A 17,409-nucleotide genomic window follows, 5' to 3' on the forward strand; every position below is an offset into this window, starting at 1 on the left:
TAAAGAATAATTCTCACGTTTGATGTTATTCTGTAGGAATGAAAATCTTAAAGATTGTACCTTGGTTAACGGCACTTTCGACCTGTATATTACCGTTTAATTCATCAACTTGACTTTTTACTAAATATAATCCGAGTCCCTTACCTTCATGGCTAGAGTGTAGTTTTTGGTACATGGAGAATATTTTTTCTTTATTATTTTTCAAGTCAATACCTACTCCATTGTCTTTTATCTCTAATAAAATTCCGTTTTCAACCTTTGAACTTCTGATGTGAATTACTGGTGATAGGTATTTTTTTCGGAATTTTAGTGCATTGGTAATGAGGTGGTAAACAATGCTTTCAATATAGCTTTTTATACTTCTGAGTGATCGTGCATCTTCAGCTAGGTCAACTTCAATTACGGCATTATTTTCATTTATAGCAGTAGATAGACTACTAGTTATTGTTTGAATGATATAATTTAAATCAAGCGTTTTTTTCTCAAGGTTTGAATTTTGTCTGAAAGAAAGTATTTCAATTAGTCCTTTCAAAAGTAGGTCGAGTTCTTTTGTACTTGAAAGGAGTTTGTCTACAAAAGATTTATGTGAGGTCTGGTAATCATCAATTTTCAACAATTCAGCCAACCCAATTACCCTCGCTAATGGAGCACGTAATTTGTGAGATATAGTAAATGCAAATTGCTCAAGGTTTCTATTATGCTGAATAAGGTCAGTCATAAGTTGTTGACGCTCGATTTCTCCTTTTTTTCTTTCAGTTATAGGATACCCAATACAAAGAATCTGATATATTTCCCCTTTTTTATTAGATACAGGGCTAAACATTAGGTCTAGCCAAAAAGTGTTACCTGCTTTATCCGTGCTTTGAACCTCTTCTCGCCAAAAAGAATTCTCATTAGTTTTAGAAGATAACTCTTTGTAGATATTCGGTAATTGTAAGGAAGGAAGTACTTTATTTATATTTTCTCCAATTAATTCGTCGTAGGAATACTTCGCTTCAGAGCAAAATAAGTCATTCACTTCATTGATATATCCTCTAGGGTCAGTCACACATACCAACGAAGTTCTATTTAGAGCAACCTTAAAGTTTCTAATCTCATCGAAACTGTTTTTAAGAAGCTCCTCAACTTTTAGACTATTAGTGACTTCTTTTATAAATAATAATATTCCTTCAATATAAACTTCATTTGATGTTATTAATGGTGAAATAACAACTTCAAAACTTCGAGTTTGATTGTCTATTTGTAGGGTGATAACTTCTATAACTTTTTGCCCATGGATGGCTTTCAGAATGCTATTTCTCCATTTTGTATTTTCTCTAAGATCTAGACCAAAGTATATATTTTCAGAGAATATTTGAGTCGATATTCTTTCAAAGTTTTCGTTATATCTAAGGATTTTACCGTAGCTGTCTAAAAGCATCCAGTTTTCATGACTCAATTCTAATCCTTTTTGTAATTGCTTTTCTGTACTATTTGTGTGTTGAGTATGAAACATTACACCTACTAGATTTAATCCACTTCCTATTTCAAATAATTGAATATTTGTAGGTGTTTTCTCCCCATTGATTATGAGATTAATATTTACATTTTCTGATTTCTTTTTCTGTAAAAGCTCAAAGAAGAATTGCTTTTCTGTACTTGTTTCTGGGAGTAAGTGTGTATTTAGAAAGGTCGAAATTTCAGATGGTATATCTGTATTTAAAATTTGATGGGCTTGTTCATTTGAGTAAATAACTTCATTATTTTCAATCTCGAAAATGAGAAAAGCATTGGGGATATTTTTGAATAGGTTATTCTCTCCAGTTAGAATGTCTACAACATTCAATCCGTCTATCATATCTTCTGCTTTTCTTAATTGATCCAATGTTTTGTTTCTCATCGAAATTCAAGTGTCTTGTTCCTCGAAAAAGGTTTAGCTAGTATTTTTTATAGCCTTTGAATACGTGTCTCAATGAAAATTACAAAATATAGGTTAGTCCAAAATATTAAAATGAAGGATTTATGACGACGAGTGATTAATGTTATAAGTGAAAGTTGAAAAAGTGAAATTAATATGTTTAATCTCTTTATTTGGATAAGCTTTTTAGATATGCTTTTGTAATATTTTTGATAGATGTGGCACCTATGTCATCTAGCTTAATTTTATCAGCAGCAATAAAAAGAGCTTCAGTAATATCATCTTGAGCTACGATTTTTTCATAAGGCTCCACTGTGATTTCAAAAGTGAGGTCTAAAGTGAAATATGTTATATCTTGGTATTCATATGTATTCGGGAAGGAACCAAAATATTTTATACTGCTAACATTAAGTTGGAGTTCTTCAAATATTTCTCTTTTAAGTGCATCTTCTGCGGTTTCAAGTTGATCAACAAATCCGCCAGGTAAATCAAGCATTCCTTTATAAGGATTAAACTTTCTTCTTGTGAATAATATTTCTCCTTTGTCATTCTTTAAAATTGCTGCAACAGCAGAAGCAGCATTTATATACATTCTGAAATCACAAGAGCTACAAAGGAAAGAGTCATCCTTCTGGTATATAAAGTGATCATGTCCACACTTAGGGCAGTATTTTAGAATATTTTTAGGATGTGTATTCATATTTATATAATTACCATTTCAATGGTAAGTATACATACTTTCTATTGATTTGCATCTAAAGTTGAGCTTTTTTAAACTTTAATACATTACAGATTTTTCAGATTCTAATCTAGATTTGATTTCAATCACCAATTTATTGAAGTATTCTAATGTAGTTCGTTTCAGAAAAAGATTTTTTTAATTGAAGTCGTTACTTTATGCTTGAAACCTTACAAGGCTATTATTGAGGAATACTCTTTGTAAGTTGACACAAAAGATAACCTTTACTACTAACCCAAACCTAATCATTAATGAAACCCAGCATGAATAAAAGTAAATACCTTAGGCTGTGGACTTATGGGCTATTCATATTATGTTTTTTTCAAATACAATTTACAAAGGCTGATGATCCATTTGCGAGAATTATAGCAAGTCCTACGGGGGCTATTTGTACAGGCGATACCATTCTGTTTTCTGATAATAGCTTTTCTACCAGTACTGATTTAGATACATGGGAGTGGACCTTTAGTGGAGGAACGCCAAGCGTAGCAACTGGGCAGGGGCCACATGAAATTGTATGGAATAGTGCGGGAGATTTTGAGATTCAATTGATCGTATCTACCAATGGGATTTCGGATACAACCACCTATGAGGTTAGTGTAGTAGAAGCTCCAATTTCAAATGATTTTACTGAAACTATCGACCTATCTAATGGACCTGTAAATGTACAACTAACCCCAGATAACTTTAATAGTAGCTTTAGTTACACATGGATTATAAATGACCTTGTAGAAGGTGAGGTCGTTTATAATGAAGCAAATGTTTCGCATTTAATTCAAGTCAATGGAAATCATACGGGGCAGTTAGTAGTAAGTAATGGCAGTTGTTCATCGAGTTATGATGTTTTGATTACTTCAGCTGGGGGGGAAGGAGATCTAGTTGCCAATTTTACGATCTCAGATACCGTTTCATGTGTTGATTCTTATTTGACTTTTGAACATGAAAATACAGAAGGTGTAACAAGTTGGGAATGGGATTTTGGAGAAGGTGCTCATCCTCGTTTTGCATATAATGGAGGGCCTATTAATGTTTTTTATTCCTCACCAGGAGTGAAGTCAGTATTATTAGTGGTCGGAAATGGAGGGCTTTCAGAGTCAGTTGAAAGAGAGGTTGTGATAGGTGGTTCTGAAAATGGTATATCTATAGCTGCTAATCCAAAATTGAGTACAGATGGAGATACTATTTTTGTTCAGCCGTCCTCTGTGATAAGTTTTAGACCTAATGGTGAGTCAGGTTTAGCCAATTCTTATTTGTGGGATTTTGGAGATCCTTTTGCCCAAGAAGCAGATAGTACCTCTGAAAGTAGAATTGGAGATCATAGTTTTGACACAGGAGGTCTTTATGCTGTAAAGTTGACTAGGGAAAGCTCGGAAGGTTGCGTGTCAGAGTTTGTACAGTATGTGAGGGTGGTAACGGAATCAGATCAAAGCGGTGACTTTGCAATTTCTCCTTCAGGCAAAACTTGTGTATTTAATAGCGTTAGTTTTACCAGTAAGGCGAGAGGTTTTGCCCAAGGAGCAGCAGAAGTTGTTTGGTATTTTGGCGCGGAAGGAGATGCATTTCCACAGTCTTCAGATGGTTTTATCCCCGATTCAGTATACTGGACGCAACCAGGTAAGAAGATTATTAAAGTAGTTTCTAAAAGTTCTCAAGATTATGAAGACTCAGTTGTACATAGTCTTATCTATGATGTTTTAGCTTATCCAGAAGCGACTTTTTCTTTTAATGATACGGCAATCTGTTCCTCAAATGCACAAGAGGTTTCTTTTTTGCCATCTATGCAACTAGAGTATGGCATTTACAACTGGTCTGTAGTTGATGAATCTGGAGGTGAGCAATCAAGTTCTTCAGTAGAACCTAAATTTACCCTTTTGCCAGATGAAAAATATACAGTGTCCTTAGAAGTTTCAAATAGCTATTGTACATCTTCTTATTCTAGAATAATTCAGACAGGAAGTGGGTGTGATGATATTTGGGCTGGTTTGATCGTACAGCCAGCAAGAGATAATTGTGGGTTGTTGAGATATATAATTGAGGGAGTCGGTAGTGAAAGTATTCAAAGTTGGGACTTTAATTTTGGCGGAGGAACGGCTGAACCTGAGGCTGATGGGACAAGTAGTGGACCCTTTACTGTAGATTTTCCTCCAAGTCAATCCGGTAGTCAGATTACCCTTACAGTTGATGATGGAAGTGGGAATGAGGAAACGGTAACTGTTACTTTGGATGGTTCTAATCAAGTAAGAATACCATAAAAATATACCTATGAAACCCAAATATACATCAAGTTTAGTCTTAGCCTCATTTATAATCTTATTGCTTTTTTCTAACCTAGAAATAAAAGCCCAAGATAGCCATTTTACCCAGTTCTATGCGATTCCTACTAATTTGAATCCTGCTTTTGCAGGTAATACAAAACAAGGTAGGCTTACTGCAATTTATAGAAACCAATGGCCAAATTTAGAATCTAATTATATTACTTATGCAGCTGCATATGATCATTACTTTCCGTCTTTTAATAGTGGTATAGGAGTGTTGTTCAAAAGAGATGAACAAGGAGCTAGTATTGGTACTCCATTAGCAAATACTGAAGTTCAAGCCAATTATGCTTATCACGCGCAGTTGAATAATAAGTTTGGGATGTTTTTTGGATTGAACGTAGGTATTACTCAAAGGCAAATAGATTATAGTAGATTGTTATTAGTTGATCAAGTGGATGATGATGGTAGTGGGACAATTAATCCCCCAAACGAGTCATTTCAAACAGGGTCAAAGTTTTATCCAGACATTTCATTTGGCTATTTATTTTTTGGTAAGAATTTTTGGACAGGTTTCTCTTTGTTTCACCTTAATCAACCTAATATAGCTGTGATTGATGGTACAGGAGATGATATTTTGCCAACCAGATTATCTATTCATGGTGGATACTTATTTCACCTTGGTTGGACTGGTCGGAGATCAATGATTAAAGATTATAATGATAAAATATTAACTCCTGTATTTGAATACAGAAGACAAAGGCGTACACAGCAGTTAAGCCTCGGAGCTTATTTTCTAATGAAACCTTTATTAATAGGTATGTGGTATAGAGGTGTTCCAATAATAGAGTCTGCTGAAGAGTCTGGTATTAATCAAGATGCGATATCGGGTATGATAGGATTTAAAATTAAGTCAGTTAATATTGCTTATAGTTATGATTATACTATTTCTTCTCTAACAAATGAAGGAAGAGGTTCCCATGAAATTTCTTTCAGTTTCGATATCCCTAGAAATTCTGACTTTGGGAATAAAAAGAAAAGTGACAAACCTGGTGTTTCTACCCTTCAGTGTCCCACCCCTTGGGTAAATGAGTGATTTGTCATATTATTTTTACTTTTTGTCAGATACGTTTTAGGTTAATTTGCGTCATTGTGTCAGTAAATATGACAATATTCGGATTTTTTTAAAATGGCATAAGAAGTGCTTAAATCTCTACAGATTTGAAAATTATATTTTTAATAAAAATACCTTTTAAACTAAAATAAAATGTCAACAGTTAACATTAAACCACTTGCAGATAGAGTCCTAGTTGAACCTGCTGCAGCTGAGACAAAAACTGCTTCTGGAATTATTATCCCAGATAATGCAAAAGAAAAACCACAAAGAGGTACTGTTGTAGCTGTAGGCCCTGGTTCAAAAGATGAGCCTATGACTGTGAAAGTTGGTGATACAGTGATTTATGGAAAATATTCAGGAACTGAATTAGCTTTAGAAGGCAAAGACTACTTGATCATGAAGGAAGCTGATATTTACGCTATTGTTTAAGTATTAGCTTTAACCTATTCCAATATCAATTTAATTAAGAATCTTTTTTAAAATATTTATAAGATGGCTAAAGAACTTTTCTTTAATACAGAAGCAATTGACGGTCTTAAAAAAGGCGTTGATGCATTGGCTAATGCTGTTAAAGTAACATTAGGACCAAAAGGTAGAAATGTAATTCTTGACAAATCATTCGGAGCACCTCACGTGACTAAGGATGGTGTTTCTGTAGCAAAAGAAATCGAATTGGCAGAGCCAATCGAGAACATGGGTGCTCAATTGGTAAAAGAAGTAGCATCAAAAACTGCAGATGAGGCAGGTGATGGTACTACAACAGCTACTGTTTTGACACAAGCAATCTTTACTGCAGGTATCAAAAATGTAGCAGCTGGTGCTAACCCAATGGATTTGAAAAGAGGTATCGATAAAGCTGTTTCATCTTTGGTGAAACAATTGAAAGATAACTCAAGCGAAGTACAAGACAACAAAGAAATTGCTCAAGTAGCTACTATCTCTGCAAACAACGATGCTGAGATTGGTAACATGATTGCTGAAGCAATGGAGAAAGTTGGAAAAGATGGTGTAATCACTGTTGAAGAAGCAAAAGGTACTGAAACAGAAGTTAAGACTGTAGAAGGTATGCAATTCGACAGAGGTTATTTGTCTCCATACTTCGTGACAAATACTGAGAAAATGCAAGCTGAGTTGGAATCTCCATATATCTTGATCTATGACAAGAAGATCTCAGCTATGAAAGATATTCTTCCTGTATTGGAGCCAGTAGCTCAGTCAGGTAAGCCATTGTTGATTATTGCTGAAGATGTAGATTCTGAAGCTTTGGCTACATTGGTTGTAAACCGTATCAGAGGTGCACTGAAAATTGCAGCTGTTAAAGCTCCTGGTTTTGGTGACAGAAGAAAAGCAATGCTTCAAGATATCGCTGTTTTGACTGGAGGTACTGTAATCTCTGAAGAAACAGGAATGAAGTTGGAAGATGCTACTATCGAGTACTTGGGTACTGCTGAAAAAGTAATTATCGATAAAGATAATACGACAGTTGTAAACGGTGCTGGTGAATCTTCTGCTGTTGAAGCTCGTGTAGCTGAAATCAGACACCAAATCGAAAATACTACTTCAGACTACGATAAAGAGAAATTGCAAGAGCGTTTAGCTAAATTGGCTGGTGGTGTTGCTATTATCTATATCGGTGCTGCTACTGAAGTAGAAATGAAAGAAAAGAAAGACCGTGTAGACGATGCTTTGGCTGCAACTAGAGCGGCTGTTGAAGAAGGCGTAGTTGTTGGTGGTGGTACTGCACTACTAAGAGCTTCTTCTGCTTTGGAAGGTGTTTCTACTGAAAACGAAGATCAACAAATTGGTGTTGAAATCGTGAGAAAAGCAATCGAGGCTCCATTGAGAACTATCCTTGAAAATGCTGGTCTTGAGGCTTCAGTAATCGTAAATAAAGTATTGGAAAATGCTGGAAACTACGGTTACAATGCTAGAACTGATGAGTACCAAGACTTAGTTGAGAACGGAGTTATTGATCCAACGAAAGTTACTCGTTTGGCTTTAGAAAATGCTGCATCTATCGCTTCTCTGTTGTTAACTACTGAATGTGTAGTTGCTTCTGAGAAAGAAGAAGGTGGTGCTCCAGCTATGCCTCCAGCAGGTATGGGCGGTGGAATGCCAGGTATGATGTAATCAGTTGACATCAGAAATAACTTAAGCGAAAGCTTAGTATAGATATTGAGCGGTATAAGTTTTTACTTATACCGCTTTTTTTATGCAATTTATTAAAACATTAACTTCCTTATAAATCATAAGAAATTGCATTTTTTCTATCTTTGTCGTCACTATTCTATATCTAAGAGAAAATTTGTGGGCTTAGGTCGAAAATGACAGAATAAGAGTAGTAATGAAAATGCTATTCATAAATTGAATTTCTAGTTTGTTTTGTTCTATGAATAGCCTTATTATAAAGTAAAAAGAATTCAAAATAAGATGTATCATATACCTGTAATGCTTGAGGAGTGCCTCGATTGGTTAAAACTTGAGGATAGAAACACCTATGTGGATGTGACTTTTGGTGGTGGAGGTCATTCTAAAGCAATACTTGAAAGAATCTCTAATGGGAAATTAGTCGCTTTTGATCAAGATCAAGACGCGAAAAAAAATGCAGATAAAATTGAAAATGAACAATTTTTGTTCGTTCAAAGCAATTTTAGAAACCTTAAGAGATTCTTGAGATTACATAATCAAATTCCTGTAGATGGAATTCTTGCCGATTTAGGAATCTCATCACATCAAATTGATTGTGGAGAAAGAGGCTTTTCAACTCGTTTTGATGCTGAATTAGACATGAGAATGGATCAGTCTGCTGAGTTATCTGCAAAAGAACTGATTCATGAATATGATGAAGCTGATTTGATTAAAATCTTCAAATTATATGGCGAGTTAAAAAATGCTCGTAAAGTAGCTTCCATAATTACTAGAGAAAGATTAAACTCTTCAATTGAAACCACTGGCGATTTAATGCGTATACTTTCTTCTTGTGCACCTAAAGGGAAAGAGAATCGTTATTTTGCCCAACTTTTTCAGGCAATAAGAATCGAAGTGAATAATGAAATGGGAGTGTTAGAAGAAATGCTCTCTCAGTGTGCAGAAGTATTGAAGCCAGGAGGAAGATTGGTTGTCATGTCTTATCACTCTTTGGAAGATAGACTTGTCAAAAACTTTATGAAGTTTGGGAATTTTGAAGGTAAACCAGAAAAAGATTTCTACGGAAATTTAATTAGACCTTTAAAGCCAAACTTTACTAAACCTATTGTAGCATCTTCAGAGGAAATTAGTCAGAATAGAAGAGCTAGAAGTGCAAAATTGAGAGTTGCAGAGAAATTGTAGACTTTAATTTTTTGAGAATATGAAAGCGAAAAACAAACCAAGAAATATTCCTTTATCACAAAATAAAACAGAGTATTCTGAACCCATCCGTCCACAAAAGAAACGGGTATTACCTAATGGGTATAGGGATAGTGCTGTTTTTCGCTTTCTTCCATTTTTTATATATGCTACTATTTTAGGTGTACTTTATATTGGAAATACTTTTTATACCGAGAAGAAGTACACAGAAATTGAGTCTTTGAAATCAAAGGTAGATCAGTTACGAATAGATTATCGTACTTTAAAGTATGATTATCTTAACATGGCAAAGAGAAGTAAGATTGATGGGAAAGTGAGAAAAAATGGTTTGTATCCAACAAACACATCTCCTGTGATTATTGAAGTTGATAAAGATTAATTTTTTTGACTAAGGACTAAAACAATTATGCAAACCAAGAAAAGAGGCGTTAAAAGAAATATCTTATCTAAAGCTCAAATTTGTTTTTTTCTAGTATTTCTAGTGGCTTTGGCTGCAACCTTCAAATTGGGATATATCCAGTTTTCAGAAGATGATCATTGGGCCGATGTTGCAGACAAAAGAGGGCTTAGATTTAGAAAGGTTGAAGCGACAAGAGGAAATATTCTTGCTGATAATGGGGCTTTATTGTCTACTTCAATTCCTTTTTATAAGCTTATCATTGATCCAACTGTTGCTTCTGATGACAAGTTTAATAGTGGAATTGATTCCTTAAGCATTTTACTTTCGAAGTATTTTAAGGAGCATAATAAAGCTTATTACAAAAACTTACTTATAAGTGATCGAAAGAAAGGAAATAAATATAGGGTTCTTAGTACGAAACTAATTAAGCATAAAGACCGAAAGATCATTGCTAAAACTTGGCCGATTTTACGAGAAGGTAGAAATAGAGGTGGTGTCATTTTTGAAAAAGAGGAAAGCAGGTTTAAACCTTATGGTGACTTAGCGAGGAGAACGGTCGGTTTTCTTAGAGAAGGAAAAGAAGGGAATACCGTCGGAAAAGGACTGGAGTATAGTTTTAACAAAGAACTAGAAGGGCTCAATGGACAAGCTTTGTATAAAAGAATTGCAGGCGGAAGATGGATTCCAATGGATGAAGTTGCTGCTATTCGTTCAGTCGATGGTTATGATATAAAAACGACTATTGATATTGACATTCAAGAATATGCACACGAAGTACTTCATACAGCGTTGAAGAAGCATGATGCAAATTCGGGTAGTTTTATTTTAATGGAGGTAAGTACGGGGCAGATCAAGTCTATTGTGAATCTTGGTAAATCCAGAAATGGAAATTATTATGAAGATTACAATTATGCAATTCAACACGTAACAGAACCTGGTTCCACTATAAAGTTAGCTTCTTTTATGGCTCTTTTAGAAGAAGGAGGAATATCTCTCGAAGATTCTATAGAAACAGGGCAGGGGAAATATGAGTTTTATGAAGGCGCTGTAATGAAAGACGCTACTTCTTATGGTTATGGTAAGTTGACAGTACAGGAAGTCTTTGAAAAGTCATCAAATGTTGGTACTTCCTTACTTGTAGACTCTGTATTCAAAGAAAAACCAGATAAATTTATTAATTACCTTAAAGACTTTCATTTGGTTGACCCGCTTGGTTTCCAAATGAAAGGAGAAGGTGTTTCAAGAATTAGTACTCCAGATGATGAAAAATGGAGTGGTACATCATTACCTTGGATGTCTATCGGATATGAATTAGCAATTACACCACTTCAAGTTCTTACACTTTATAATGCTGTAGCGAACAATGGAAGAATGTTGAAGCCTTATATTGTTGAAGAAATATTACAAGGGAATCATGAAATAAAAGAATATGAACCTGTAGTTTTAGACTCAAAAATATGTTCGAAATCGACCTTAGAGAATCTTCAAAAAATGTTGGTTGGTGTTGTTGAAAATGGAACAGCTAGAAATATTTATTCTGAAGATTATTCGATAGCAGGGAAGACTGGTACAGCTCAAAAAGTGAAGTCTGGTAAATATACTAAAACGTACTTTACGTCTTTTGCTGGTTATTTTCCAGCTGACGATCCTAAATATTCAGCCATTGTAGTAATTGATGAACCTAGAGGTGATGAGCAATATGGTGGAACAGTTTGTGCTCCTGTTTTCAAAGAGATTGCAGATAGAGTAGTAATCAAACATATAGATCGATTTATCGAGGTTAATGAAGATCTAGAGATGACGTTGCCTTATATCAAAGCTGGAAACTATCAAGACTTGAATCTTTTGAGTAAAGAACTAGGGCTTCAAACTTTAGATCAGCATAAGAATGAGTGGGTGAGAACACAAGTTCAAGGAGATACAATTGTTTGGGTTGACAATAGAGGAGGGCGTCAGACAGTACCTGATACAAGAGGGATGACTTTAAAGGATGCTATTTATCTTTTAGAGAATCAATCAATGAAGGTTAAAGTTCTTGGAGAAGGTAGAGTTCAAACGCAATCTGTTGCTCCGGGAACGAAAGTTGTGAAAGGAAGAGAAATTGTTCTAAAGCTTCAAAAGAGCTAGATTGAAAGAGTGATTTTTTGATGATAATTAAATTCTAGAACCAAATATATTCATAGAATTCCTAATGAAATTAAGCACAGTATTAGCGAATATTCCCCACACTTTAGTACAGGGAAATAATGAGGAAGAAGTTTTAAATCTTGAAATTGATTCTCGAAAAGTTTCAGAAGGTGGATTGTTTACGGCAATTGTTGGCGCTGAAATGGATGGGCATAGCTTTATAGATAAGGCTATTTCGCAGGGAGCTAAAGTTATTGTGCTAGAAAATGTACCTGAAAATTTACAGGATGGAGTGTCTTATGTAAAAGTAAAAAACACTTCAGACGTATTGGGTATACTTGCTTCAAATTTTTATGTGCATCCTTCCAAACAGCTTAAAATTGTAGCAGTAACAGGTACCAATGGTAAAACAACTATTGCTACTTTACTCCAAAAGCTATTTATGGAGTTGGGTCATAATGTTGGTTTATTATCTACTATTGAAAATAAAATCAATGATGAAATAATACCTACAAAACTTACTACTCCAGATGCAATAACAATCAATAAATTGATGGCTGAGATGGTACAGAAAAACTGTACTCATTGCTTCATGGAAGCTAGTTCTCATGCAATTGTACAAGGAAGGTTAGGTGGATTAGATTTAGATGGAGCAGTATTTACGAATATCTCCCATGATCACCTTGATTATCATGGTACTTTCAAAGACTACATAAACGCCAAGAAAAAATTATTTGACGACTTACCTAAGCATGCATTTGCTTTGATTAATCAAGATGATCGAAGAGGTGAGTATATGCTTCAAAATACAAAAGCTTCAAAAAAGTCATTTGCATTGAAAGCAATGGCTACTTTTAAGGCTAAATTAATTGAAAATTCATTTGAAGGGCTTCATTTAGAAATCAATAATCAAGAAGTTTGGTGTCGATTGATTGGGGATTTTAATGCTTACAATCTATTAGCTATTTATGGTGTAGCAGTTTTACTAGAAGAAGATGAGCAAGAAGTGTTACAATTAATTTCTTCATTAGATACTGCCGCAGGTAGATTTGAGCAACTTATTTCTCAAAAAGAGCAAATAAGAGGAATAGTTGATTATGCACATACACCAGATGCCCTGGAGAATGTCTTAAAGACGATTAATAATATCAGAGATGAATCTGAACGAATAATTACTATTGTGGGATGTGGAGGAAATCGAGATAAGGAAAAACGTCCAATTATGGCTTCTAAAGCTGTTGAATTGAGTGATCTAGTCATCCTTACTTCCGATAATCCTAGAAATGAAGAACCCGAACTCATACTTCAAGATATGCAAAAGGGAGTTGAAATGGGGGCTGCATCTAAGGTAAGAACGATAGTTGACAGAAAAGAAGCAATTGAAAAAGCCTGTGAAATGGCTTATCCAAAAGATATCATATTAGTGGCAGGGAAGGGCCACGAAACTTATCAAGAAGTAAAAGGAATACGATCACATTTTGATGATAAAGAAGTACTACTATCTCTTTTTAGAGATCGATAGTGTGTAAAGGAATGAATACTCGAAGCTAAATAATGAACTAAATATCATGTTATATCACCTTTTTGAATACTTAGAGCAAAGTTATAATCTTTCAGGAGCAGGACTTTTTCAGTACATTTCCTTTAGGGCATTAATGGCTGCGTTATTTTCAGTATTGTTTGCTACAATTCTTGGAAAACGAATTATTTTACTTCTTCAGAAACAACAGATAGGAGAGACTGTAAGAGATTTAGGCTTACAGGGACAGATGGAGAAGAGAGGAACTCCTACTATGGGTGGTGTAATTATCATTGGTGCTGTTGTACTTTCGGCAATTCTATTCGCCAGACTCGATAATATTTATATCATTCTTTTGATCACTTCAATTCTTTGGACTGGAGCGATTGGATTTGTAGATGATTATCTGAAAGTTCTGAAAAAAGATAAGGAAGGACTTCGAGGAAAGTTTAAAATCTTTGGTCAAGTAGGTTTAGGAGTCATTGTCGGTGTAACCTTGTTGATGAATGAAGGTGTTGTAATCAGAGAATTTAGTGAAGATGTATCAAAAGATACGCCTATCTCTGAAATGGTGAAAGGACAAGATTACCAAGATGTAAAGTCACTAAAAACTACAATCCCATTTATGAAAAATAATGAGATGGATTATCACTCTCTTATTCCCTTTGAGAATGAAACTGTTTCAAATATTTTATATGTATTGGTAGTGATTTTTATTATCACTGCTGTTTCTAATGGTGCAAATATTACGGATGGTCTTGATGGATTAGCAGCTGGTACATCCGGAATTATAGGTGTCAGTTTAGCGGCTTTTGCCTATGTGTCGGGTAACTTTATTTTTGCTGATTATCTGGATATCATGTATATCCCAAATACTGGTGAAGTTGCTATTTTCTGTTTCGCTTTGGTAGGTGCATGTGTCGGTTTCCTATGGTATAATACTTATCCTGCACAGGTATTTATGGGTGATACAGGAAGTCTTTCATTAGGAGGTGTCATAGCCGTACTTGCTATCATTCTTAGAAAGGAGCTTTTAATACCTGTATTGTGTGGTGTATTCTTAATTGAAAATTTATCTGTACTTATACAAGTTGGGTATTTTAAGTATACAAAAAAGAAATATGGAGAAGGAAGACGTGTTTTCCTAATGGCACCATTGCATCATCATTATCAGAAGAAAAATATTCCAGAACCTAAGATTGTCAGTAGATTTTGGATTATAGGAATCTTACTAGCTATTCTTACAGTAGCAACGTTGAAAATTAGATAGTCTTAGAATAATGAGCTGAGAGTTTGAAGTTTAGAAATTTCCTAAACTTCAAGCTCTTTCTTTGTTTAAATACATTTCAAATGAGTAAAAGGATTGTCGTTTTAGGAAGTGGTGAAAGTGGAGTAGGAGCTGCTTTACTTGCAAAAAATAAAGGTTTTGATGTGTTTGTGTCTGACTATGGTCAGATTGCGGATAAATATCAAAAAGAACTAGATGCAAACAATATTTCATACGAATCTGGGAAGCATACAGAAGCTCTTATTCTTAATGCAGATGAAGTGATTAAAAGCCCAGGTATTTCTCCTAAAGTACCTATTGTTCAGAAATTAAAAGCAGAGGGTATTCAAATTAGTTCTGAAATTGAATTTGCCAGCAGATATACCGATGCTAAACTCGTTGCAATCACTGGTACAAATGGTAAAACGACAACCTCACTTTTAACTCATCATATTCTTAAGCAAGCAGGGCTTAATGTAGGTCTTGCAGGTAATATAGGAGATAGTTTTGCAAAGAGTGTAATCGAAAAAAACTACGATTACTATGTGCTAGAAATCAGCTCTTTTCAACTTGAAGATATCCATGATTTTCACCCATCGGTAGCCATGCTTCTTAATATTACTCCAGATCATTTAGATCGTTATGAATATGAGATGGATTTATATGCAGAAGCGAAGTTTAGAATTGCTGAAAATATGCAAAAAGAAGATTGCTTCATTCTAAATAAAAGTGATGATTATTTGATGGGAATTCACCAATCATTGGCTAATACTAAAGCTACTGAGGTTTATTTTACTGATAAGGATTTTAATGGGGCAACGTTGAATGTTGATGCTTACTCCTTTAATAATCTATCCTTAAAAGGAGGACATAATGGAATGAATATGAGTGCAGCAGTTCGTGCAGCACTGTTTTTAGGTTGTGAGGTTTCTGCTATTCAAGAAGGACTTTCTACATTTAAAAATGCTGAGCATCGATTGGAGTGGGTAGCTGATATTAATGGTGTAGATTTTATCAATGATTCCAAAGCTACAAATGTTGAAGCAGTACAATTTGCCTTAGATAGTTTTGAAAAACCAATAGTATGGATTGCTGGCGGTACGGATAAAGGTAATGATTATTCTACTTTATTTCCTTTGTTAGAAAAGTTAGAAATAAAAGCTCTGTTATGTTTAGGGAAGGATAATACTAAACTTGAAAAAGCTTTTGAAGGCAAAGTATCAATAATAAGGTCAACTGAGAGTGTCGAAGAAGTCATAGATTGGTCTCTCGAAATAGCTCATAGTGGTGATGTTGTTCTATTATCACCAGCTTGTGCGAGTTTTGATCTATTTAAAAACTACGAACATAGAGGAAGTTGCTTCAAGGAAGCTGTACTAAAACATAAGAATTCTTGAGTAAGAAAAAATAAATAGGTATTCTTAGACATAGAACTAAGATTTTTTGACTAGAACGGATATGAAAAAGCTATTAAACAAACTTGAAGGAGATAAGGTCATTTGGGCGATTTGTATTTTGTTGGCGTTGTGGAGTATTCTTGTAGTTTATAGTGCTACAGGCTCCAAATCATATCTCCGTTGGGATGGTAATTCTGAACACTATTTATTTAAGCATGTCATCTTAACTCTTCTTGGTTTGGGTACCATGTATATTTGCCATAAAATAGATTACAACTATTACAGAGTTATTTCTCGGATATTCTTAATAGCCTCGGCTTGTTTGCTTTTATTTGCCTACTTCTTTGGGAGTGAAATCAATAGTGCCGCACGTTGGATTAGAGTACCCGTAGTTGGATTTACTTTTCAACCATCTGATATAGCTAAATTGGCACTAATTACTAACATGGCTAGTATGTTGTCTAAACGTCAACGAAGTATCAAGGAGTTTAGAAGAGTATTCTTAAAGCTATTGTCTTGGACGGGTGTAATCTGCATGCTTATTGGCCTTACCGACTTTTCGACAGCGGCTTTATTGGCTGGTACAATTGTTCTTCTCTTTTTTATCGGGCGTGTTCCTGTAAAATATATTTCACTTCTTGTATTTGGTGTGATTGTATTTTTGGGAGTAGCCTTGTACAGTGGACAACGTTTAGGAACTGTCGTGAACCGAACCTTAACTTATTTGGATAAAGATCAAATGAGTGAACAAAGTGTTCAATCGCACATAGCCTTAGCATCTGGAGGTTTTGCAGGTAAAGGAATAGGACAGAGTACTCAACGAAATTTCTTGCCATTATCATATTCTGATTTTATTTATGCGGTAATTGTTGAAGAATATGGTTTTATGGGTGGTGTATTTTTGATCTTCTTATACCTAGTCATACTTTGGCGAGGAATGATTACTATAGCCCATAGCAAACGAGCCTTTGGAGGGCTACTCGCAGCAGGTTTAACTTTTAGTGTTGTCATACAAGCTTTTGTTCATATTTGTGTTGTTGTCGGTATATTGCCACTAACAGGTTTACCTCTTCCTTTTATGAGTATGGGAGGTACATCTTTGGTGTTTACTGGGGCTACTCTCGGAATAGTACTAAGTGTTGGACGTACTCAGCTTGAAGAAGAAGAGGAGTCTTTACCATCTTTTCATCCAGAAGATCGAGGTGGTTTGTTAGAAGATGAGCCTATTATTGAACAGGAAGAAGCAGTTCAAGAAACTCAAAAGGTTAACACACTTTACGGGGGAAGTTATCGAAAAGGAAGTTCTAGGGTTTCTAACTTTAAGAGAGACTAAGAACAGACTT

Annotated in this window: 13 protein-coding genes; 11 read left to right on the top strand and 2 right to left on the bottom strand. The window is 34.8% G+C overall.

Going from position 1 to position 17,409, the window contains the following annotated elements:
• Positions 1 to 25: 25 nt before the first annotated feature.
• Both BC781_RS13700 and BC781_RS13705 read right to left on the bottom strand, forming a co-directional pair.
• Entirely contained in the window at positions 26 to 1,879 is a 1,854-nt protein-coding gene (locus tag BC781_RS13700) for a sensor histidine kinase (RefSeq protein ID WP_109618657.1), read from the bottom strand.
• 187 nt (positions 1,880 to 2,066) lie between these two features.
• Positions 2,067 to 2,597 carry an NUDIX hydrolase gene (locus BC781_RS13705; protein WP_109618659.1) on the bottom strand — a complete coding sequence of 177 codons (531 nt, stop codon included), beginning with the start codon at positions 2,595 to 2,597 and terminating at the stop codon, positions 2,067 to 2,069.
• Between the two features lie 302 nt (positions 2,598 to 2,899).
• On the opposite strand from BC781_RS13705, the gene BC781_RS13710 reads away from it, so the two are divergent.
• The 11 genes from BC781_RS13710 (at position 2,900) to BC781_RS13760 (ending at position 17,399) form a co-directional block, all read left to right on the top strand.
• Entirely contained in the window at positions 2,900 to 4,888 is a 1,989-nt protein-coding gene (locus tag BC781_RS13710; protein WP_109618662.1) for a PKD domain-containing protein, read from the top strand.
• Positions 4,889 to 4,898: 10 nt separating this feature from the next.
• Entirely contained in the window at positions 4,899 to 5,987 is a 1,089-nt protein-coding gene (locus tag BC781_RS13715; RefSeq protein ID WP_109618664.1) for a PorP/SprF family type IX secretion system membrane protein, read from the top strand.
• A 171-nt stretch (positions 5,988 to 6,158) separates the two neighbouring features.
• The gene (locus BC781_RS13720; protein ID WP_109618666.1) at positions 6,159 to 6,437 is read left to right on the top strand and encodes a co-chaperone GroES; all 279 of its coding nucleotides are present in this window, start codon (positions 6,159 to 6,161) and stop codon (positions 6,435 to 6,437) included.
• Positions 6,438 to 6,500: 63 nt separating this feature from the next.
• Positions 6,501 to 8,138 (top strand): chaperonin GroEL, encoded by a 1,638-nt coding sequence (gene groL, locus BC781_RS13725; RefSeq protein WP_109618668.1) that lies wholly within the window; start codon positions 6,501 to 6,503, stop codon positions 8,136 to 8,138.
• A 300-nt stretch (positions 8,139 to 8,438) separates the two neighbouring features.
• A complete protein-coding gene (gene rsmH / locus BC781_RS13730; RefSeq protein ID WP_109618670.1) occupies positions 8,439 to 9,338 on the top strand; it encodes a 16S rRNA (cytosine(1402)-N(4))-methyltransferase RsmH in 900 nt (299 codons plus the stop codon).
• A 19-nt stretch (positions 9,339 to 9,357) separates the two neighbouring features.
• Positions 9,358 to 9,735, top strand: coding sequence for an FtsL-like putative cell division protein (locus BC781_RS13735; protein ID WP_109618673.1), 378 nt, complete (start codon positions 9,358 to 9,360; stop codon positions 9,733 to 9,735).
• Positions 9,736 to 9,762: 27 nt separating this feature from the next.
• Positions 9,763 to 11,883 (top strand): penicillin-binding protein, encoded by a 2,121-nt coding sequence (locus BC781_RS13740; RefSeq protein WP_109618675.1) that lies wholly within the window; start codon positions 9,763 to 9,765, stop codon positions 11,881 to 11,883.
• 64 nt (positions 11,884 to 11,947) lie between these two features.
• On the top strand, positions 11,948 to 13,405 hold the full coding sequence (locus BC781_RS13745) for a UDP-N-acetylmuramoyl-L-alanyl-D-glutamate--2,6-diaminopimelate ligase (RefSeq protein WP_109618677.1): 1,458 nt from the start codon (positions 11,948 to 11,950) through the stop codon (positions 13,403 to 13,405).
• A gap of 46 nt (positions 13,406 to 13,451) precedes the next feature.
• Positions 13,452 to 14,672: a phospho-N-acetylmuramoyl-pentapeptide-transferase gene (mraY, locus tag BC781_RS13750; protein WP_109618679.1), complete on the top strand. Its 1,221-nt coding sequence runs from the start codon at positions 13,452 to 13,454 to the stop codon at positions 14,670 to 14,672.
• Between the two features lie 80 nt (positions 14,673 to 14,752).
• Entirely contained in the window at positions 14,753 to 16,066 is a 1,314-nt protein-coding gene (gene murD / locus BC781_RS13755; protein ID WP_109618681.1) for a UDP-N-acetylmuramoyl-L-alanine--D-glutamate ligase, read from the top strand.
• Between the two features lie 61 nt (positions 16,067 to 16,127).
• Positions 16,128 to 17,399, top strand: coding sequence for an FtsW/RodA/SpoVE family cell cycle protein (locus tag BC781_RS13760; RefSeq protein WP_109618683.1), 1,272 nt, complete (start codon positions 16,128 to 16,130; stop codon positions 17,397 to 17,399).
• Positions 17,400 to 17,409 lie beyond the last annotated feature (10 nt).

It is taken from the genome of Sediminitomix flava, assembly GCF_003149185.1.
GTDB lineage: Bacteria > Bacteroidota > Bacteroidia > Cytophagales > Flammeovirgaceae > Sediminitomix > Sediminitomix flava.